The organism is Ensifer adhaerens (genome assembly GCF_001270265.1).
GTDB classification, from domain to species: domain Bacteria; phylum Pseudomonadota; class Alphaproteobacteria; order Rhizobiales; family Rhizobiaceae; genus Ensifer; species Ensifer adhaerens_B.
Window position 1 is genome coordinate 14,786 of the sequence record NZ_LGAP01000014.1, and the last position, 19,277, is coordinate 34,062.

At 62.3% G+C, this 19,277-nt stretch carries 18 protein-coding genes and 1 pseudogene; 9 read left to right on the forward strand and 10 right to left on the reverse strand.

Annotated features, from left to right (window positions below):
• Nucleotides 1-29: 29 nt before the first annotated feature.
• From AC244_RS19705 to AC244_RS19725, 5 genes are all read right to left on the reverse strand, one after another.
• Complete coding sequence (locus tag AC244_RS19705; protein WP_053250526.1) at nt 30-878, reverse strand: sugar phosphate isomerase/epimerase family protein; 849 nt, start codon at nt 876-878, stop codon at nt 30-32.
• A gap of 2 nt (nt 879-880) precedes the next feature.
• Nucleotides 881-1,879 carry an ABC transporter permease gene (locus tag AC244_RS19710; RefSeq protein ID WP_053250527.1) on the reverse strand — a complete coding sequence of 333 codons (999 nt, stop codon included), beginning with the start codon at nt 1,877-1,879 and terminating at the stop codon, nt 881-883.
• Nucleotides 1,876-2,877, reverse strand: a complete 1,002-nt coding sequence (locus tag AC244_RS19715; RefSeq protein ID WP_053250528.1) for an ABC transporter permease — start codon at nt 2,875-2,877, stop codon at nt 1,876-1,878. Before AC244_RS19715 ends, AC244_RS19710 begins: the two co-directional genes overlap by 4 nt.
• Nucleotides 2,870-4,384, reverse strand: coding sequence for a sugar ABC transporter ATP-binding protein (locus tag AC244_RS19720; protein ID WP_053250623.1), 1,515 nt, complete (start codon nt 4,382-4,384; stop codon nt 2,870-2,872). The genes AC244_RS19715 and AC244_RS19720 overlap by 8 nt, the downstream gene beginning before the upstream one ends.
• 182 nt (nt 4,385-4,566) lie before the next feature.
• Nucleotides 4,567-5,559, reverse strand: a complete 993-nt coding sequence (locus AC244_RS19725) for an autoinducer 2 ABC transporter substrate-binding protein (protein WP_053250529.1) — start codon at nt 5,557-5,559, stop codon at nt 4,567-4,569.
• Between the two features lie 243 nt (nt 5,560-5,802).
• On the opposite strand from AC244_RS19725, the gene AC244_RS19730 reads away from it, so the two are divergent.
• From AC244_RS19730 to AC244_RS19740, 3 genes are all read left to right on the forward strand, one after another.
• Nucleotides 5,803-6,861, forward strand: a complete 1,059-nt coding sequence (locus AC244_RS19730) for a LacI family DNA-binding transcriptional regulator (protein ID WP_053250530.1) — start codon at nt 5,803-5,805, stop codon at nt 6,859-6,861.
• A gap of 85 nt (nt 6,862-6,946) precedes the next feature.
• Nucleotides 6,947-7,396 carry an Lrp/AsnC family transcriptional regulator gene (locus tag AC244_RS19735; RefSeq protein ID WP_053250531.1) on the forward strand — a complete coding sequence of 150 codons (450 nt, stop codon included), beginning with the start codon at nt 6,947-6,949 and terminating at the stop codon, nt 7,394-7,396.
• A 4-nt stretch (nt 7,397-7,400) separates the two neighbouring features.
• On the forward strand, nt 7,401-8,024 hold the full coding sequence (locus tag AC244_RS19740) for a LysE family translocator (protein ID WP_053250532.1): 624 nt from the start codon (nt 7,401-7,403) through the stop codon (nt 8,022-8,024).
• A gap of 39 nt (nt 8,025-8,063) precedes the next feature.
• Here the strand turns inward: AC244_RS19740 and AC244_RS38620 are convergent, their stop codons facing one another.
• The gene (locus tag AC244_RS38620) at nt 8,064-8,189 is read right to left on the reverse strand and encodes a hypothetical protein (protein ID WP_268750770.1); all 126 of its coding nucleotides are present in this window, start codon (nt 8,187-8,189) and stop codon (nt 8,064-8,066) included.
• 34 nt (nt 8,190-8,223) lie between these two features.
• A pseudogene (locus tag AC244_RS19745) lies at nt 8,224-8,589 on the reverse strand (response regulator transcription factor); the annotation flags it as partial.
• Nucleotides 8,590-8,950: 361 nt separating this feature from the next.
• On the opposite strand from AC244_RS19745, the gene fabZ reads away from it, so the two are divergent.
• Together fabZ and AC244_RS19755 are read left to right on the forward strand one after the other, a co-directional pair.
• Nucleotides 8,951-9,439, forward strand: a complete 489-nt coding sequence (gene fabZ / locus AC244_RS19750) for a 3-hydroxyacyl-ACP dehydratase FabZ (RefSeq protein WP_053250533.1) — start codon at nt 8,951-8,953, stop codon at nt 9,437-9,439.
• A 273-nt stretch (nt 9,440-9,712) separates the two neighbouring features.
• Complete coding sequence (locus AC244_RS19755) at nt 9,713-10,510, forward strand: phosphatase PAP2 family protein (RefSeq protein WP_053250534.1); 798 nt, start codon at nt 9,713-9,715, stop codon at nt 10,508-10,510.
• 38 nt (nt 10,511-10,548) lie between these two features.
• On the opposite strand, the gene AC244_RS19760 is transcribed toward AC244_RS19755, so the two are convergent.
• Complete coding sequence (locus AC244_RS19760; protein ID WP_053250624.1) at nt 10,549-11,550, reverse strand: substrate-binding domain-containing protein; 1,002 nt, start codon at nt 11,548-11,550, stop codon at nt 10,549-10,551.
• A gap of 192 nt (nt 11,551-11,742) precedes the next feature.
• Here AC244_RS19760 and AC244_RS19765 point away from each other — a divergent pair, with 192 nt between their 5' ends.
• From AC244_RS19765 to AC244_RS19780, 4 genes are all read left to right on the forward strand, one after another.
• On the forward strand, nt 11,743-12,771 hold the full coding sequence (locus AC244_RS19765; protein ID WP_053250535.1) for an ABC transporter substrate-binding protein: 1,029 nt from the start codon (nt 11,743-11,745) through the stop codon (nt 12,769-12,771).
• Nucleotides 12,772-12,907: 136 nt separating this feature from the next.
• Entirely contained in the window at nt 12,908-15,145 is a 2,238-nt protein-coding gene (locus tag AC244_RS19770; protein ID WP_053250536.1) for an ABC transporter permease, read from the forward strand.
• Nucleotides 15,142-16,203: an ABC transporter ATP-binding protein gene (locus AC244_RS19775; RefSeq protein ID WP_053250537.1), complete on the forward strand. Its 1,062-nt coding sequence runs from the start codon at nt 15,142-15,144 to the stop codon at nt 16,201-16,203. The genes AC244_RS19770 and AC244_RS19775 overlap by 4 nt, the downstream gene beginning before the upstream one ends.
• Nucleotides 16,204-16,235: 32 nt before the next feature.
• A complete protein-coding gene (locus AC244_RS19780; protein WP_053250538.1) occupies nt 16,236-17,048 on the forward strand; it encodes an inositol monophosphatase family protein in 813 nt (270 codons plus the stop codon).
• 21 nt (nt 17,049-17,069) lie between these two features.
• Here the strand turns inward: AC244_RS19780 and AC244_RS19785 are convergent, their stop codons facing one another.
• Together AC244_RS19785 and AC244_RS19790 are read right to left on the reverse strand one after the other, a co-directional pair.
• The gene (locus AC244_RS19785; protein WP_053250539.1) at nt 17,070-17,843 is read right to left on the reverse strand and encodes a slipin family protein; all 774 of its coding nucleotides are present in this window, start codon (nt 17,841-17,843) and stop codon (nt 17,070-17,072) included.
• A gap of 26 nt (nt 17,844-17,869) precedes the next feature.
• A complete protein-coding gene (locus tag AC244_RS19790; protein WP_053250540.1) occupies nt 17,870-19,234 on the reverse strand; it encodes an NfeD family protein in 1,365 nt (454 codons plus the stop codon).
• Nucleotides 19,235-19,277 lie beyond the last annotated feature (43 nt).

A 19,277-nucleotide genomic window follows, 5' to 3' on the forward strand; every position in this document is an offset into this window, starting at 1 on the left:
GGGCCGCCAAAGGCCGGATCGCCGCCGTTCTAGATCAGCCCGTATTGCTTTGCCTTGTTGCGCAGGAACGGCAGGCCGTTGCCCATCACCTCTTCCTCATCCTTGGCAACGGGGCGCCAGACGGCGAGGCCATAGGCGACTTCCGGCGGCATGTTGATGAAGCTCTCCATGGCAAGGCCACCCTTGAAGCCAATGGCGGCAAGCGTCGCGAAGATCTCGTCCCAGGCGCAGTTGCCATAGCCCGGCGTGCCGCGATCGCTCTCGGAGAGGTGGATGTATTTGATATGCTCGCGCGCATCGAGAATGCCGGTGCCGATGCCCTTTTCCTCGATGTTCATGTGGTAGGTGTCGAGATGCACGAAGACATTGTCTGCACCGACCCGCTTGATCATATCGACGGCCTGCCGGCCGGTGTTGATCAGATGGTTCTCGTAGCGGTTCACCGCCTCGACGCCGAGTTCGATACCGCGCGTCTTGGCGTGTTTTGCCGCCGCCGTCAGCACGCGGGCAATGTTGTCGTATTCAGCCTCGGTCGGCGGAACGCCGGTGCGCTCGCCGATGCCGCCATAGATGACCCCGGACAGCGCTTCGCCGCCGAGATCGGCCGTCTTGTCGATCGCGATCTTCAGGTGTTCGATCGCAGCATCCGGCCGGACGGAAGCCCAGGCGCGTTCAGGCAGACCGAGCGAGCAAACCGCGCGCAGCTTGTTCTTTTCCAAGAGCGCCTTGGTGTGGGCGGTGTCGACCGCCGGCGGATTGAGCATGGGGATCTCGATAAAATCGACCTTGTACTTGACCGCGGCAGCGACTGCCCGCTCGGCACCGGGCCGATCCCAATTCATGGTCCACATGCTCGTATGGACGCCAAAACCCTGCATGATCACGTTCCTTTTCTGACAAATGAACTCTTGAACTTGGAGGCGGCGAAGCGCAGCACCATCACTCCGACGAGCAGCAGGCCCCAAACGGCGGTGGCGAGATGCTGGTTGGCGCCGATAAGATTGAGTCCGGACGACAGCAATTGCAGCACGACGAGCGCGACGAATACCGGAATGGCCCGGCCGAAGCCGCCGAACGGATTGACCCCGCCGAGGAAGCAGGCCAGCACCGTGATCAGGAGATAGGATTCGCCATGGCCGATGCGCACAGAGTTGAACCGCGCCAGCATGATGATGCCGGCAATGGCGCACATGGCTCCTGAAAGGGTGTAGACGAGCACAATCACCTTGCGGGTATTGATGCCGGAATAGCGCGTCGCCTCGAGGTTGGAGCCGATCATATAGGTGTTGAAGCCGAGCTTGGTTCGGGTCAGCAGCACATGCCAGGCCAGCACGCAGACGATGAAGACGATCAGCGGCACCGGTATGCCGGCGATCGAACCATGCCCGAGCGGACCGATGAAGGCCGGGAAGCCGGAGACATCGCCGCCGCGCGTCAGAAATTCACCGAGACCGCGCAGGAAGATCATCATAGACAGCGAGACGAGGATCGGGTGCGCGCGCGTAAAAGCAATGACCAGGCCCATGACGATGCCGCTTGCGGCCCCGACTATCACGGCCAGGATACAACCGAGAGCGAAAGCACCGGCGCCGGCATCGGCTCCGCCATTCGCCTGCAGCACCCAGGCAAGTGTCAGCCCGGCGATATTGGCGGTGAAAGTCACGGCAAGGTTCAGGCCGCCGGTCAGGATCGGCAGCAGCATGGCAAGCGTCAGGAGCCCAAGTTCGGGAAGCTGGAACGCAACCGAGCCGAAGGTCGCGGCGCTCAGGAACTGCGGCGAGGCGAGACCGAACACCAGGATGACAGCGACCAGCGCCAACCCCGGCCCCGCCATCTCGGGTCCGAACCATGCCTTCAGGCGATCCGAAAAGCTTGTCATCGGCGTGCACCTTTCTGGCTCACGAAGGGCAGAAGCCGTTCGATGCTGGTGTTGGAAAGGGTGATGGCGATCAGGATGATGGCACCGACGATCATCTTGAACGCGAAGGGGGAAACGCCCATCAGGTTCAAGCCGTTCTGTGTGATCGCGATCAGGAGCACGCCGAGCACGCAGCCGAGCACCGAGCCTTTGCCGCCACCAAGCCTTGCGCCGCCGAGAACGACGGCGGCCAGCACATCCAGCTCGCGTCCATAGAGTGCGTTCGGCACGACTTCCTGTGCGTAGTGCGCCTGCACCAGCCCGCCGATACCGGCCATCAGTCCGAGCCAGCCGAAGGCGATGAACTGCATGGCACCGATGTTGATGCCGAAGCGGCGCGCACCTTCCGGGTTGTCGCCGAAGGCATAGAGTTGCCGACCGGTGGTCGTGCGGGTGATCAGCACCCAGGTGGCGATGACGCACAGCGCCATCACCAGCACGGGAAGGGTGATCTCGATCCAGCTGCCGTCGGCCATTTCATGTTCGAACAACACAACGCGATCCGTCAGCCACTCCGGCAGGTCGTAGATCGACACGCCTTTGGTGAAGAACATCAGCAGGCCGAAATAGATGTTGAAGGTAGAGATCGTCGCGACGATCGAAATGATGCGGAAGCGGTGGATCAGGAGCGCGTTGATGGCGCCGAGGCAAATGCCGAGCGACCCGGCGATGACGAGGCCGGAGACCCAGCCGCCGCCACCGATCCAGCCGAGCGCGATCGCCGTGCCGTACTGCACCACCGAGGCGGCGACTGCGAAGGAGATGTCGATGCCTCCGGCGACGAGGACGACGAGCAGGCCGACGGCGAAGATGATGTTGACCGAACTGGTGTTCAACAGATCGAAGGCGTTGCCGAGCGAGAAGAAATTGGCGGTGGCAAACGACAGCACCGTGCAGATGACGGCGATGACGGCGAGCAGCGCGACTTCCGTCGCATGGGTGCGGGTAAAACTACGCATAGACCGCTCCCTCGATTTCGGCGAGCGAAACGCTGCGGGGATCGTAGCTGCCGACGATGCGGCCCTGCGCCATGTGCAGGACGCGATCGGCATTGAAATAGACCTCGGGGACCTCGTCGGAGATCAGAATGATCGCAAGCCCGGTGTCGGCGAGCTTGGCGACGATGTCGAAGATGCCGGCACGCGCGCCGACATCGACGCCGACCGTCGGAGCGTCGAGGATGAGCAGCTTCGGGTCGGTCGCCAGCCACTTGGCGATGGCGATGCGCTGCTGGTTGCCACCGGAAAGGGTCGAGATCGCGTCGCCCTGCAGACCGATCTTCACACCGAGATCGGTGATCCATCCGGCAACGAGCTTGCGCTTGCGCTCATCCGACAGGAATCTGCCCGAAACGATCTTGCCAAGCGAGCTGATGACCAGATTGTCGGAGATCGACTGTGGCTGAATGAGCCCGAGCGACAGGCGGTCCTCGGAGAGATAGGCGACACCCGCTTTGATGGCATCGCGGTTGGAGGAGAAACGGACCGGCTTGCCGTCGAGCATTATCGTGCCGGCCGCCGGTTGCAGCATGCCGAAAAGCGTCTGCGCGAGTTCGGTCCGCCCGGCCCCGAGAAGACCGGTAATCCCCAGCGTCTCCCCGCGCCTGACGGTCAGCGATATGTCGTCGAACTGGCCGGGCCGGCTCAAACCCTTTACCTCGAGCACCACAGGCTGATCCTGCCTGGATTTGGCGCGAACCTGCTGGTCGAAGGTCTTGCCCGTCATCAGCTCGGTGATGCGCGATTGCGTCATGCCGGCTGCCGGGTAGACGCCGACCAGCGCGCCGTCGCGCAGCACGGTGATGCGGCTTGAAATTTCCAGGACTTCGGCAAGGCGGTGGCTGACGAAGACGACGGCGACGCCGGCGGCCGAAAGTCCGCGAACGATGTCGAGTAGATGATCGGTTTCCGACTGGGTCAGCGATGCGGTCGGCTCATCCATGAAGACGAGCTTCGCTTCGCCGACAAGCGCGCGGGCAATCGCCACGATCTGGCGCTGGGCGATCGCATATTCCTTGAGCGGCAGGTCGACGTCGAGCGTGATGCCGAGGCGCTCCAGCGCATCCGTCGCGATCTTTCGCATGCGGCCATAATCGACCGGCTTCGGCCACCGTCCGAGAACGGTCTGGAAGGCGATATTCTCGGCGACGCTCATTTCGGGGAAAAGCGCCAGATCCTGCCAGATGACCTGGATGCCGCGATCCTGGGCGGTCACCGGCGACATATGGGAATAGGTCTCGCCGTCATACTCGATCGAGGCGCCGTCGGCGGGGCGGGAAACGCCGGGGGTGATCTTGATCAGGGGGCTCTTGCCGCAGCCGCTCTCGCCGGCAAGGCAATGGGCCTCGCCCGGGCGAACGTCGCAGCTCACATTCCTAAGCGCCTTGACGCCACCGAAGGTCATGTTGATGTCGTGCAGGGACAGAAGCGGCTTTTCGCTGCCTCCCGTGGTCGCAAGCTGGTGCATGAACGTATGCCCGATACCGTTTTGAAGGGACATGCCAGGCCGGCCGAAGCCGGCCCAGCAGCCGGGAGAACCCACTGCATGTTTCCTTAAATCGAAGCCGATTTTGGGACAAAAACATGCAGCAATTCAAAGTGCTGCAGCGGCCTTTGCGCGTCCAATAGGACGCGCAGCGCTGTAGCGGATCAGAGCCCCATGGCCGCGAGGTCCGCGACCGTATCCTTATTGATCGGCACGAGTTGATCGACGATGATATTGCGGTTTTCGAAGTCCGGCTTGACCTTGCCCAGCCCTTCGATCTCGTCGCCGCCCTTGACTTCCCCCCCCTTCATCAGCTTGCCGGCGAGCGCCACGAACCCCTCACCCGCCTGCTTCGGATTCCACATGAAGCCGCCGGAGATCGCATCCGATTTCACCAGCTTCTGCCCCTGGCCCGGCGAGAACGGGCCGAGCACGAAGATCTCGCCAACCTTGCGGCGCTCTTCCACGGCACGCCCGGCTCCGATCGGTCCCTGGCTGCCGAAGGCAAGAAACCCCTTGAGGCCCGGATGGGCGGAGATCAGATCGAGCGCGGTCGAACGGCTCTTGTCGACGTCTTCGGCAACGCCGTAGCGTTCGCCGACCAGGGTCATATCAGGGTGGTTCTTCTTGATGTAGGCGATCGCCGCATCGGCCCAGGCATTGTGCAGCGGCACGGTCAACGAGCCGACGAAGACGGCATATTCGCCCTTGCCACCCATCTTCTCAGCAAGCAGCTTGCCATGCGCCTCGCCGAAGCCGGTCGACGACGCCAGCTCGAAGTCCCAATCGGCGCCCTTCTGGCTCGGCGATTCATGGGTGATGACGATGATGCCCTTTTCCTTCGCCTTGGTCAGAACCGGTTCCAGAACCTTGGCATCGTTCGGCACGACGCCGATGACCTTCACGCCTTGGGCGATCAGATCCTCGATGGCGCGCACCTGCAGCGCCGGATCGGCACTCGTCGGGCCAACCATGAAGGCGTCGATGCCGAGCTTTTGGCCACGCTCCTTGATACCGGCTTCCATGGCGTTGAACCACGGAATACCGCCGATCTTGACCACGACGCCGACCTTTCCGGCGTCCTGAGCGAATGCGGCAGCCGCGCCGGCAAGCGAAAGCGATGTCGCCAGAGCGGCGACCAGAATTTTCTTGATCATGTCTCTCCTCCACTCGTTCCCCATAGGGAACACGCCCGGCTGCAAAAGCGCCGGCCTCCAGTTTCAAATCGCAACTGGCAGGGAACGAATTCCCGCCTCCCTGATCGCCGCCTCCTCAGACGACCCCATCGCATGCACAATCGATATTTCTTGTTTGCACAATCGATGGTGCACAGACTATTGTGCAGACTTAATCTTTCGTCAAGGGGAAATCGGCACTAAGACGATGGGGGAGGCACGTGGATGACGAAGAGCAGCAAGAAGAAGGCGACGATCTACGACTTGTCGGTACTGTCCGGCAGTTCGCCTTCAACCGTGAGTGCGGTTCTGAACGGCACCTGGCAGAAGCGGCGGATCAAGGAGAGCACGGCCGCACTGATCCGGGACCTGGCGGAAACTCACCAATATACCGCCAACCGCCAGGCGCGCGGATTGCGCAGTTCGCGCTCCGGCCTCATCGGCCTGCTGCTGCCCGTCCATGACAACCGCTACTTCTCCTCGATGGCGCAGACCTTCGAGGCCCATGTCAGAAGCAAGGGGCAATGCCCGATCGTCGTCAGCGCCAGCCGCGACCCGGAAGAGGAGCGCAAGACGGCCGAAACGCTGATCTCCTACTCGATCGACGAGTTGTTCATCTGTGGCGCGACCGACCCGGACGGCGTGCACGAAGTCTGCGAGACCGTTGGCCTGAAACACATCAATATAGACCTGCCGGGCACCAAGGTCCCGTCCGTCATCAGCGACAACTACGAGGGCGGCCGGATGCTGACGGAGGCGATCATCCGGCATTTTCCGGCGGATCAGCCGCTTCGAGCGGACGAACTCTACCTCTTCGGCGGCCGTGACGACCATGCCAGCCGTGAACGTATCCGCGGCTTCCGCGCCGTGAAGCGCGAGCTTCTGGAAGACGATCCGGACGGCTGCATCCAGCCGACCGGCTATGCCCCCAACAATGCAAGGCTCGCCTTCGAAGCTTTCTATGAAAAACACGGCAAGCTGCCGCGCGGACTGTTCGTCAACTCCTCGATCAACTTCGAAGGTCTTTTGCGCTTCATGGCAGGCCACCCGCACGAGAACTTCGCCGACCTCGTCGTCGGCTGCTACGACTACGACCCCTTCGCCTCGTTCCTCCCCTTCCCGGTCATCATGATCAGGCAGGATGTCGAGGGCATGATCACCAAGGCGTTCGAGGTCATCGAGGAGGGGCGGCCCCAGCCGCGCATTCACCTGATCAGCCCGGAGCTCGTCCAGCCGCGCACGGCGCTGACCGGCCCGCTCGACGCTCTTAGGGATATCGACTGAGCGACACCGTTGATTTTTCGGCAGCGTCAAGTTCTTACCAATTATTTTCCTGTACATTTCAACATTTTCCACGTATTCATTGGAAATGGATGAGACTGACAGAAAAATCATTGGAATTCTGGCGCAGGACGCCCGCCGGTCACTGACCGATATCGGTGCGGCAGTGGAGCTGTCACCCTCCTCGGTCAACGAACGGATCCGCCGGCTCGTCGCAAGCGGGGTGATCCGCCGTTTCACGATCGATGCCGACCATCGTGCGCTCGGGCTCGATGTGCTCGCCTTTGTCTGGGTTGGCCTTTCCCCCGATGCGGATGAAGCTGCGTTTCGCACCTTCATGGCCGATCATCCCGCGGTCGCGGAGTGCCATCACGTCACCGGCGCCTGGTCCTATTGCGTCAAGGTACGCATGCCATCCCTCGGCGATATCGAGCCTTTCCTGGCAGAGCTCAAGCGCCGCCGTTTTCTCGCCCGAAGCGAGACGGTGATTGCCTTGTCCACCGTCAGGGACAACCAATTCACCAGCCCGGAGCGCTGAACCGATGTCTGCATTGTTGTTTGGAAAAGGCCTGCTGCTCGGCCTGGCCATCGCCGCCCCTCTCGGCCCGATCGGCGCGCTCTGCATCAGTCGCACGCTCGAGCGCGGCTTCTGGGCCGGTGTCGCCGGCGGGTTGGGGACGGCGCTTGCCGACGCCAGCTATGCGCTGCTGGCGGCCGCCGGCTTCGCCGCTTTCGCAACCCTGCTCGCCACGATATCGACGCCGCTCAGCCTGCTCGGCGGTGCCTTCATGATCTGGCTTGGCTGGCGAGGACTTCGACCGAGCCCGATCGCAACCGCAGCGAAGGTCGGCGCGGGCGACCTCATCCGGACGACAGCAGCAACCTTCCTGCTGACGATCGCCAACCCTCTGACGATCCTGTCGTTTGCCGCGTTCTTCGCCGTCCTCGGCCTGGCGAAGGCCGGAGGGCTTGCGAACGCCGCCATCGTCGTTGCCGGCGTATTCCTCGGCTCGCTCGCCTGGTGGATGCTTTTGAGCGGCGGGGTGGCTCTTGCCCACACACGCCTGCCTGACAGTTTTGTCAACTGGGTGTCGCGTCTTTCGGGCCTCGTCCTGATTGCGTTCGGTGTCATCGCCATCGGCTCGGTCGGGGTGAGCCTTATCTGATCGGGGCGGGCGAAAGCCCTGGCCGGCGGCGGACGACGGCTATTCTGCCGACGGCTTGATGCATTCGACATGCCACCATTTTGGCCGGCCGCCACGAAAGCTGTGCGACACCGGGATGAGATCGACGGCATTGGTATTGTCGAAACTGCCAAGAACCAGAGCCACGACGGGCGCATCATCGATAGCGCCGATCGTGCTGCCGCACGCGCCGCAGCACCGCATTGACGCGGGCCACGACTTCCTGCGGGTTGAACGGCTTGACGACATAGTCATCCGCGCCGAGCCGCAGGCCCGCGAGCCGATCGAGATCTTCGGCAAGGGCCGTCACCATGATCGTCGGCGTATTGCTCTCGCGGCGGATGCGCGCCAGCACTTCGAAGCCGTCGAGCCGCGGGATACGCACGTCGAGAAGAACGAGGTCGGGCGAAAGCACCGAGTGATGGGTGAGCGCCGTTTCGCCGTCGGCAGCCCGCACCGTCCGGAAGCCGTCGCGCACGAGATAGGCATCGAGGATCTGCGCAATCTCCGGCTCGTCCTCGACCAAAAGGATGAGACCCTTGTCGATCATCTGCAAACTCCTCGCGCATATGTTGTGGCACCGAGCTTATGGGACGAAAAAATCCGGCATGCAATTCATCCGGGTGGCCTTGGCGCCGTCACCGAGCGTTCCGCATCAAGCGTTCTTCGTTTCTCCGCCATTTCTTGACAAAGCAAACCGAGTGTCCCTGCGAGGCGCCCTCGGACCCATCGCTGTCGAGCAAGAAGCCTGTGCCGTTGACGGCTGATTTTGCGGCCCCATCCAACTCTACCGATCGGAATGGCACACGCCTGACACATTCATCCGGATCTCGCCCCATGAAGGAAGAGCCACCCCTTCTCGCTCGATGGCCCGTTCCGGGCCACGTCAAAGTTACAAAGGAAATCTCATGGTGTTTGAAACGACCGATATTGCGTCAGCCGACATCGCCAGGATTCTGCAATGCATCCCGCATCGCTATCCCTTCCTACTCGTCGACAGGCTGGTTTCGATCTGCGGCGAAGAAAGCTGCATAGGGATCAAGAACGTTTCGATCAACGAACCCAAGTTTCAGGGGCATTTCCCTGGCAATGCCATATTCCCCGGCGCGCTCATCATTGAAGGCATGGCACAAGCCGCTGGCGTCATGTGTGCCGCCTCCAAGCTTGCTCAGGGATTGAGGCCAAAGATTATCTACATGCTGACCGTGGATGGGGCTCGGTTCCGCAAGCCTGTTCTGGCCGGCGATGTTCTCGAATATCACATGACGAAGCTCGCCTATCGCCGCAATGTCTGGCGCTATCGCGGCGAGGCGCTGGTGGATGGCGCGCTCGTTGCCGAGGCCGAGATTTCGGCGTTCCTGGAAACGGAGAAACAGCAACCGGAAGCAGCGGCGTAGCCTTGCCTTGTCCGTGGCGCGTGGCGATCCGGTCGGTCGCTCGTTTCCCATTGACGCAGGGTGTCCGTTTTTGCAGCCGCTTCGGCTCTCAGTGCCGCAGCCCATCTACGGCTGCTCGGGAAAAAAATGCCTGCCCAACGGCTCCAAGCAACACGTCGAAAGGCTGATTTGCGTTCCGCTCCGAGCCTTCTCCAGTTCCCCGCCGGTCCTTGACAGTCAACCGCAACTCTTCCGCTCGCACCTCCTCATATTTTCTCATCGCGAGCATTCGGAATGTCCAGCATCCTGCAATCCACCACGACACCTACTGCCGGCACCCGGTGGCGGGTTGCCAATCCCCGGACATGGTTTGCCCACACGCGCGTTCACATCCAGGAGCACCCGATCCAGGCGGCCTCCTCCGCGACGATCTTTGCCGGCTTCATCTTCATGGCCTTTCCCGGTATCGATCTCGCTGTGTCTCGCTGGGCGGCAGCCGGTGACGCAGATTTTCCGCTGTCACGGGAACACGCGCTGCGTCTGTTGCGTGATTTCAACCGCGTTATCCCGCTTTTGATCCTGCCCGCTGTCGCGACCATGCTTGCTGCACAAATTGCAGCGCCGCGCGCCTGGCTGCCGCGTCCGCACAAGATGCTGTTTTTCCTGACCTTCTATGCGCTCGGCCCGGGCCTTGCCATCCAGCTTCTGAAAAGGCTGGTCGGTCGCGCCCGCCCGTCCGAGATCGTCGAATTTGGCGGAACCCTGCCGTTTACGCCGGCCTGGCAGGTCTCCGGCGCCTGCTCGCGTAGCTGTTCGTTTGCCTCCGGCGAGTCGGCGACAGCGATTGCCTTGATTACATTGGCGCCGCTGCTACCGGTGAGATGGCGCCGGACGGCGATCCTCGCCTTGATCCCTGTCGTGCTTGCCTTCTCGCTCAACCGCATCGCCTTCGGCGCGCATTTCCTCTCGGACGTCGTACTCGCCTGGCTGCTGATGCTTTGGATCATGCTGTGGCTATGGTCGGTGTTTGCAGCCCATGGCGCACGCATCGATACCGCTCTGACGCGTGGTCGACGCCCTATCGAAAGCTGATTTCGGCGGCGCCTTGCCGCTGGCCGGTCTCTGCCCGATCAGGCGCTGCGCACGGACCGGCGCCAGACGAAGGGGGCGTTGAGCCGCAGAGATTGCGATTGTCCGACGTCGTCGCTCATCAGCCACGCCACCGCCGCCGTCGCGATCTCCTCGATCGGCTGGGAAAATGTCGTCAGATCATAGGAATTCCAGGCAGCCTGCGGAATGTCGTCGAAGCCGACGACGCAGAGATCCTGCGGAATCGACAGCGAAAACTGGTGCCGGGCTGCGTCCATGAAGCCGAGCGCAACGAGATCGGTGACACAAAAGACCGCATCCGGGCGCTCGCGGCGGGTCATCAGCCGTTGCGCCAGGACCTTGCCGCTTTCGTAACCTGTCGGGCCGAAACGCTCGACGGTCACGTCGAGCCCCTGCTCCCGCGCGACGGCGACGAAGCCCACTTCGCGCGCCATGAGGCTTGGCGTTCCCGCTTCCGAATTGGCAAAGGCGAGCCGGCGACAGCCCGCCCGCAGGAATGCGGTCACGACGCTCTGCGCCGTGTCCTCCTCGTCGAGGTTGATCCTGAGCGGTCCCTGATGCTCATCGTCGCGATTGATGAGAACCAGGCGCTGACCGTTTCTGACGCAGAGATCGACCAGCGATTTGTCCGGCATGCCGGACAGCACGATCGAGGCATCGGCCCGATACCGGATCGCCTGACGCAACGCCATGTCGACGCGCTCGTCGGATCGATCCGTGTTGACGATCATCGCGATCTTGCCGGCGTTCTGCAGTTGCTGGGTCAGGGCCTTGATCAACGCCGAACGGTAAGGCGTGCCCATGTCGGAAACGACGAGGCAGACGATGCCGCTTTCGTTGCGCATCAGCCCGCGAGCGAGATGATTGACGTGATAGCCGAGCGCTTCGGCCGCTTCCATGACCTTGCGGCGCGTCTCCGGCGCGATGCTCGCGCCCGCTGTGAACGCGCGCGAAACGGCGGACCGGGAAACGCCGGCCTTCCTTGCCACTTCCTCCGCACTGACGAATATCTTGTCGCTCATCGGGAACCACTCTTGCACGGCTTTGCAAACTTCTTGCAACAAATCCCAGGCCTGTGCAAGCTTGATCAAACCCAGACTGTTAAACTTTCAGCTTTTCATTTGACCCGGATTGACAACATTCCGATCCATATGACACCTTGCACGCGCTTGCATTACTGCGATGTGGAGGCATCGCACCATTGGGAGGAAAATATGAAAGCTGTATCCATTTCGGTTGCGCTCGCCGCAACCGGCCTAGCATTCGCGGCGCCTGAGGCGCAGGCAGCTGGCAGTCTCAATCTTATTTGCTCGGCAGACGTCGTCATTTGCGAGCAGATGACCGCCGATTTCGAGAAGGAAAGCGGGATCAAGGTCAACATGGTTCGCCTGTCTTCCGGCGAGACCTATGCCAAGGTTCGCGCCGAGGCGCGCAACCCCAAGACCGATATCTGGTGGGCAGGCACCGGCGACCCGCATCTGCAGGCGGCATCCGACGGCCTGACGCTTGAATACAAGTCGGCGATGCTCGACCAATTGCAGGATTGGGCCAAGAAGCAGGCCGAAGGCTCGGGCTACCGCACGGTCGGCGTCTATGCCGGCGCGCTCGGCTGGGGATACAACACCGAAATCTTCCAGAAAAAAGGCTTCAAGGAGCCGAAATGCTGGGCCGATCTGCTGGACGCTTCGCTGAAGGGCGAGATCCAGATGGCGAACCCGAACTCGTCAGGCACCGCCTATACGGCACTCGCATCCCTGGTGCAGATCATGGGTGAAGACCAGGCGTTCGACTACCTGAAGAAGCTCAACGCCAACGTCGCGCAATATACCAAGTCGGGCTCGGCGCCGGTCAAGTCGGCCGCGCGTGGCGAAGCCGGCCTCGGCATCGTCTTCATGCATGACGCTGTCGCCCAGACAGCCGAAGGCTTCCCGATCAAAGCGATCGCGCCGTGCGAAGGCACCGGCTACGAGATCGGCTCGATGTCGATCATCCGTGGCGCCAAGAACCTGGACAATGCCAAGGCCTGGTACGATTGGGCGCTGAAGGCGGAGGTTCAGTCGCGCATGAAGGATGCCAAGTCCTTCCAGCTGCCATCCAACAAGAGCGCGGAAGTGCCGAAGGAAGCACCGAAGTTCGAGGATATCAAGCTGATCGACTACGACTTCGCCACCTATGGCGCTTCCGAAAAGCGCAAAGCTCTGCTCGAGCGTTGGGACCGCGAAGTCGGCGCCAGCGCCAACTGACGCCATTCGACTTGCGACCGGCCGGGTCGAACGATCCGGCCGGTCGCATCTCGAAAGACCGCAGGCGTTTCCGGCTGCCCGCAGCCGACCCTGCAACAGATCGACATTCCAATTTTGAAGAGACGCGAGGACCGTGATGGAACATCGCAACCGTAGGCTCGACCTCACACTTGGGCTTGGGCTGGCCGCATTCATGGCTGTGCCCTGGTACCGCATCGAGGGAGGCTTCTTCGGCCTCGGCTGGCTTTCCAGCTTTCCCTCCGATGCTGCCGTGGCGCCCGGCCTTGCGCAAATCTTTGCCCACGGACGACCGTGGCTCGTCGTCGCGCTCGTACTGCTTGGTGTCTGTGCGGCCGCCCGGTTCTTTCGCGACCCGGCCCGTCGCGGTCTGGTGTTGGCGTCGGCCGGTGCAATCGGCCTTGTCTTCATCGCCGTCCAGGGTCTGGCGATCGGCTTTACCGGTTGGACCTGGACGATCAGCGAAACCCTTTTCGGTCCGCTTGCCGACGGACAGCCCTCGATGGGCGCCGGCGCGGTCCTCGCCTCCCTCGCCTTCATCCTCATCTTCGCATTTGGACTGGCGGAGCGCGGCGTCATGAAGGGCGATGCCTTCATTGTCGCATCCATCTCGCTGCTCGTCTGCCTCGTCGTCGTCTTCGTCTTCTATCCCGTCGGCAGCATGTTTGCAGCCTCCGTTCAGGATTTTGACGGTTCGTTCAAGCCGGACGGATTCCTGCGCAACATCCAGGACGGTTCGATCTGGAGCCTTGGCTGCATCACCGGCGGCGAGCGCTGCGGCGTTGCCTGGCGTACCCTATGGCTGGCACTGATGACTGCGTCCGGCTCGACCGTGCTCGGCCTCGCTTTTGCGCTTGTCGCAACGCGCACCCGCTTTCCTTTCAAGAAGGGCATGCGCCTGTTGACGATCCTGCCGATCATCACGCCGCCCTTCGTCATCGGTCTGGCACTGACCCTGCTCTTCGGTCGCGCCGGTGTCATTACGGAGTTTTTGTCCGACGCCTTCGGCATCGAACCGGGGCGTTGGCTCTACGGCCTGACCGGCATCTGGATCGCGCAGGTCCTTTCCTTCACCCCGATTTCCTTCCTCGTGCTGATCGGCGTCGTCGAGGGCGTCAGCCCGTCGATGGAAGAGGCATCGCAGACGTTGCGGGCCGACCGTTGGCGGACATTCTGGAACGTCTCGCTGCCGCTGATGAAGCCGGGCCTCGCCAACGCCTTCCTGATCGGTTTCATCGAGAGCATGGCCGATTTCGGCAATCCGCTCGTGCTCGGCGGCAGCCATGGCGTGCTTTCGACCGAAATTTTCTTCGCCGTCGTCGGTGCGCAGAACGACCCGTCACGGGCCGCCGTGCTCGCCATCATCCTGTTGTGCTTCACTCTGTCGGCCTTCCTTGCCCAGCGCTATTGGCTCGCGGGCAAAAATTACTCGACCGTCACCGGCAAGGGCGATTCCGGATCCCATATCGCCCTGCCGCGTCCGCTGTCGATCGCCGTCCATGCCGTCGTCATTCCGTGGATGATCTTCACGCTCGTCGTTTACGGCATGATCCTGTTCGGCGGCTTCGTGAAGACCTGGGGTCTCGACAATTCGCTGACGCTCGAACACTACGTCAAAGCATTCTCGATCTCGATCACCGATGGCGCCATCGCCTGGACCGGTGTCGCCTGGAACTCCTTCTGGACGACGATGGAGATCTCGCTGATCTCGGCGCCGCTGACGGCCCTGGTCGGACTGTTGACCGCCTACCTGATCGTCCGACAGCGTTTTGCCGGCCGAGATATCTTCGAGTTCGCCTTGATGCTGAGCTTTGCCATTCCCGGCACAGTTATCGGCATCAGCTACATCATCGCCTTCAACCTGCCACCGCTCGAAATGACCGGCACGGCGTTGATCTTGGTTGCCTGCTTCGTCTTCCGCAACATGCCGGTCGGCGTTCGCGGCGGTATCGCTGCGATGAGCCAGCTCGACAAGAGCCTGGACGAGGCATCGCTGACGCTGCGGGCAACCAGCTTCCGCACGCTGCGCAAGGTGATCCTGCCGCTCTTGCGTCCGGCGATCGTTGCGGCTCTCGTCTACTCCTTCGTCCGGGCGATCACGTCGATCAGTGCTGTCGTCTTCCTCGTCAGCGCCGAATACAACATGGCGACCTCCTATATCGTCGGCCTCGTCGAAAACGGCGAGTTCGGCGTGGCGATCGCCTATTCGTCGGCCCTCATCGTGGTGATGATCACGGTCATCACCGGCCTGCAACTGCTTGTCGGCGAGCGTAAGCTTCGAAGGGAGAACCGCGTCTTCGGCGCGGCTCCGGCCCGCGCTGTCACCAAGACCCTTTCCCAGGAGAACCCCGCATGAGCACCCCACGCACCGGCTCGGTCGTCTTCCAGAACGTGCGCAAGCAGTTCGGCGCCTTCACCGCCATCCACGACCTTTCGCTGACTATCGAACCCGGCACCCTTGTCACCCTGCTCGGTCCGTCCGGCTGCGGCAAGACCACCACGCTGCGCATGCTTGCCGGTCTGGAGCATCCATCCGCCGGCAGGATCCTGATCGGCGGCAAGGACGTGACCATGCTGCCGGCCAATGAGCGCGACGTATCGATGGTGTTCCAGTCCTACGCGCTCTTCCCGCACATGACCTCGCTCGACAACGTCGCCTACGGCCTGGAATCCTCCGGCATGAAGAAGAAGGAGGCACGCGATCGGGCCGAAGAAGGCCTGAAGCTCGTCGGCCTCGGCGGCCTCGGCCAGCGGCTGCCAGCCGAACTGTCCGGCGGCCAGCAGCAGCGGGTCGCCGTCGCCCGCGCGCTGGTGCTCGAGCCGCAGGTGCTGCTGCTTGACGAACCACTCTCCAATCTCGACGCGCGGCTGCGCCGGCGGGTGCGCACGGAAATCCGTGAGTTGCAGCAGCGGCTCGGCTTTACCGCGGTCTACGTCACCCACGACCAGGACGAGGCGCTTGTCGTCTCCGACCGGATCATCGTGATGAAGGATGGCGAGATTGCCCAGGAGGGCGCGCCGCGCGAACTCTACGAGGCACCGGCATCCGCCTTCATCGCCGACTTCATGGGTGAGGCCAATGTGCTGCCTTGCGAGATCACCGCCTCAGAAGCCGGCCTTGCCACCATCCGCGTCGGCGCGCTCGAACATCGGCTGCCATCGCGCAATGCCCAGCCGGGTCCGTCGAAGCTCGCCGTGCGCCCCAATGCTGTGACGTTGACGCCGGCGACAGGCGCGGCGCTGCCCGGCACCATCAGCACTGCGGCCTATCTCGGCGGCCACATCGAGTATGAGGTTGAAACGCCGACGGGGTTGCTATTCGTAGTCGATGAGGCGATCGAGGAGATGTTATCTCCCGCGACCGAAGTCGCCATCGGCTTCCGCAACCGCGGCCTTGCTTTGATTGACGTATAATTTTTCGAGACCGACACAGGAAGGACCATTGCATGACATCGCCAATCGCGGGCCTAGAATCCCGCTTCGCGCTCGCAAAGACCATTGCCAAAGAAGCCGGACGGCTTGCACACGACTACTTCCTGCAGCGCGAGACGCTGGTGATCGAGACCAAGGCCGACGCCCATGACGTCGTCTCGATCGCCGACCGGAACGTCGAGACGCTGATCCGTGACCGCATCAGCGCCGCGTTCCCCGACGACGGCGCGCTCGGCGAGGAACACGGCCTTGTCAGCGGCACTTCGGGCTTTACCTGGGTGATCGATCCGATCGATGGAACCACACCCTTTGTCAACGGCATGCCCAACTGGTGCATCTCGATCGCCGTGCTGCATGCGGACAAACCCGTGATCGGCGTGATCCAGTCGCCGTGCCACGATGAACTCTATGCGGCCGCGGCCGACCTCGGTGCGACGCTCAACGGCAAGAGCCTGCGCCTCGACGCGACACGGACGATCCGCGACGCGGTGACCGGCCTTGGCGCCAACAATCACGTGACGCCGGCCGAGGTCGCAGGCATCGTCGAGCGCCTTCTTGCAGCCGGCGGCAATTTCATGCGCAACGGTTCGGGCGCGCTGATGATTGCCTATGTAGCCGCCGGTCGGCTCGTCGGCTACTACGAGCCTTACATGCATGCCTGGGATTGCCTGGCCGGCTATTGCCTGGTCAACGAAGCGGGCGGCTGGTCGCTGCCCTTCCCGACACAGGGCGAAGCCCTGACCCGGGGAAGCGCCGTCCTGGTCGCGGCACCGGGTGCGATCGAAGACCTGCTCAAGGTCGCACAACTGGAAAGCAAGGCAGCCTGACGATCGACGCTCCGAACGCGATTAGCTCGCCGACTTGTCGGCCTTGGTCATCAACAGATTGACGAGCTCCATCGGGAACGGGAACACAATCGTCGAGTTCTTTTCCCCAGCGATCACGTTCAAGGTGCTGAGATAGCGCAGTTGCATGGCTTGAGGTTGCCGGGCAAGGATTTCGGCGGCCTCGAGCAGCTTGGTCGCCGCCTGCTGCTCGCCTTCCGCGTTGATGACCTTGGCGCGACGTTCCCGTTCGGCCTCGGCCTGGCGTGCGATGGCGCGGACCATGCTTTCGTTGATGTCGACATGCTTGATCTCGACCGTGGCCACCTTGATGCCCCAGGCATCGGTCTGGCTGTCAAGGATCTTCTGGATATCTTCATTCAGCCGGTCGCGCTCCGCCAGCATCTCGTCGAGGTCGTGCTTGCCAAGCACCGAGCGCAACGTCGTCTGGGCGAGCTGGCTCGTCGCCATCATGAAATCCTCGACCTGGATCGTCGATTTTTCGGCATCGATCACCCTGAAGTAGATGACTGCGCTAACGCGGACCGAAACGTTATCGTGCGAGATGACGTCCTGGCTTGGAACGTCTAGCACGCGGGTTCTCAGATCCACCCGCACCATCTGCTGGACATAGGGAAGAAGCAGGATGAGCCCCGGCCCTTTCACGCCCGTGAAGCGGCCGAGGGTAAAGACGACACCGCGCTCGTATTCACGCAGAATCCTGATCGCATAGGCGATGACGATCAGGACGAAAAACAGGATCGCGAGATAGGGAGCAAGACTCCCGAGGATGTCCATGATTTTTGCTCCTTCTACCGCGTGCGTCAGGTCTTTGCCTCGTCGCGCGCGACCTCAAGCGTCAGCCCGTTACGGCCTATAACTTTCACATTTTCTCCCGCGTCCAACGCCTGGCTGCTGACGGCCTGCCACCGTTCGCCGTGGGCGAGCACATAGCCGCTGGCGCCGGCCCAACTATCGACCTTGCCCGGGATTCCGATCATCTGCTCACCGCCGGTGACGACCGCACGACGGCGGGAACCGAAGGCAAGACGACCGACCAATGCGCTGAAGCCGAGGCTGGCAATGCCAAGCCCGGTCAGAACGGGCCAGGACACCTGCAGCCCCGGTGTCTCGGTATCGAAGAGAATTGCCGCGCCGAGCACCAGCGCCAGGGCGCCGCCCACGCCGAGCACACCGAGAGAGGGAGCATGTGCTTCCGCAACCAGCAGGCCCATGCCGAGCAGTATCAACCCGACGCCGGCATAGGTGACCGGCAGGACGGCCAGTGCGTAAAGACCGAGCAGCAGGCTGATCCCGCCAACGGTGCCGGGCACGACGGATCCGGGTGTCAGGAACTCAAAGATCAGTCCGTAGATGCCGATGATCATCAGAATGATCGCGATGTTCGGATCAGTGATGACCGCAAGCAGGCGCGTGCGCCAATCCGGCACGAAATCCTCTGAAATGAGACCTGCGGTCTCGAGCACCACATCCGTTTCCCCGATGTGGACAGTCCGTCCCTGTGCCTGCTTCAGCAGATCGTCGACGGAAACGGCAGTGAAATCGACGACCTTCTGTTGAACGGCAGCCGCTGCCGACAGGCTTTGCGCCTCGCGGACGGCCCGCTCGGCCCAATCGGCATTGCGCCCCCGCAACTCGGCAAGTCCGCGGATATAGGCCACAGCATCGTTGACGAGCTTGGCTTCGCTCGCGGTCTGCGTTGGCTGCGGCTTAGCGGCTGTGTCTTTGTCGCTCTCGTCGGAGCGCTCATCCTTTTGTCCGCCGAACATGTCTCCGCCGATGGCTATAGGTGTCGCAGCTCCGAGATTGGTTCCCGGCGCCATGGCGGCGATATGGCTTGCATAGAGGATATAGGTACCGGCGCTTGCGGCGCGCGCTCCACTTGGGGCAACAAAACTCGCCACCGGCACCGAAGATGCGAGAATCGCCTGGATGATCTCGCGCATCGAGGTATCGAGACCACCGGGCGTATCCATTTCAAGAACGGCAAGCGGCAGGTGCCGATCATTGGCCTTCTGCAATCCACGCCTGATATATTCAGCCGTTGCCGGGCCGATCGCGCCCTTGAGATGCAGCACCAAGACAACCCGCTCGGTTTCTGGCGCGGACGCAGCTGGAAACACGAATATCGAAATCAGCGACAGTAACAACGTGAGGATTCGCAACATCTGTCGTCAAAGCCTCGGATACCGGGCGCCTTCCGGCGAAGGC

Excerpts from the sequence above, each read along its gene's own strand:
- AC244_RS19705 (WP_053250526.1), bottom strand. The coding sequence starts at position 878 with ATGCAGGGTTTTGGCGTCCATACGAGCATGTGGACCATGAATTGGGAT.
- AC244_RS19710 (WP_053250527.1), bottom strand. The coding sequence starts at position 1,879 with ATGACAAGCTTTTCGGATCGCCTGAAGGCATGGTTCGGACCCGAGATG.
- AC244_RS19715 (WP_053250528.1), bottom strand. The coding sequence starts at position 2,877 with ATGCGTAGTTTTACCCGCACCCATGCGACGGAAGTCGCGCTGCTCGCC.
- AC244_RS19720 (WP_053250623.1), bottom strand. The coding sequence starts at position 4,384 with ATGCACCAGCTTGCGACCACGGGAGGCAGCGAAAAGCCGCTTCTGTCC.
- AC244_RS19725 (WP_053250529.1), bottom strand. The coding sequence starts at position 5,559 with ATGATCAAGAAAATTCTGGTCGCCGCTCTGGCGACATCGCTTTCGCTT.
- AC244_RS19730 (WP_053250530.1), top strand. The coding sequence starts at position 5,803 with ATGACGAAGAGCAGCAAGAAGAAGGCGACGATCTACGACTTGTCGGTA.
- AC244_RS19735 (WP_053250531.1), top strand. The coding sequence starts at position 6,947 with ATGGATGAGACTGACAGAAAAATCATTGGAATTCTGGCGCAGGACGCC.
- AC244_RS19740 (WP_053250532.1), top strand. The coding sequence starts at position 7,401 with ATGTCTGCATTGTTGTTTGGAAAAGGCCTGCTGCTCGGCCTGGCCATC.
- fabZ (WP_053250533.1), top strand. The coding sequence starts at position 8,951 with ATGGTGTTTGAAACGACCGATATTGCGTCAGCCGACATCGCCAGGATT.
- AC244_RS19755 (WP_053250534.1), top strand. The coding sequence starts at position 9,713 with ATGTCCAGCATCCTGCAATCCACCACGACACCTACTGCCGGCACCCGG.
- AC244_RS19760 (WP_053250624.1), bottom strand. The coding sequence starts at position 11,550 with ATGAGCGACAAGATATTCGTCAGTGCGGAGGAAGTGGCAAGGAAGGCC.
- AC244_RS19765 (WP_053250535.1), top strand. The coding sequence starts at position 11,743 with ATGAAAGCTGTATCCATTTCGGTTGCGCTCGCCGCAACCGGCCTAGCA.
- AC244_RS19770 (WP_053250536.1), top strand. The coding sequence starts at position 12,908 with ATGGAACATCGCAACCGTAGGCTCGACCTCACACTTGGGCTTGGGCTG.
- AC244_RS19775 (WP_053250537.1), top strand. The coding sequence starts at position 15,142 with ATGAGCACCCCACGCACCGGCTCGGTCGTCTTCCAGAACGTGCGCAAG.
- AC244_RS19780 (WP_053250538.1), top strand. The coding sequence starts at position 16,236 with ATGACATCGCCAATCGCGGGCCTAGAATCCCGCTTCGCGCTCGCAAAG.
- AC244_RS19785 (WP_053250539.1), bottom strand. The coding sequence starts at position 17,843 with ATGGACATCCTCGGGAGTCTTGCTCCCTATCTCGCGATCCTGTTTTTC.
- AC244_RS19790 (WP_053250540.1), bottom strand. The coding sequence starts at position 19,234 with ATGTTGCGAATCCTCACGTTGTTACTGTCGCTGATTTCGATATTCGTG.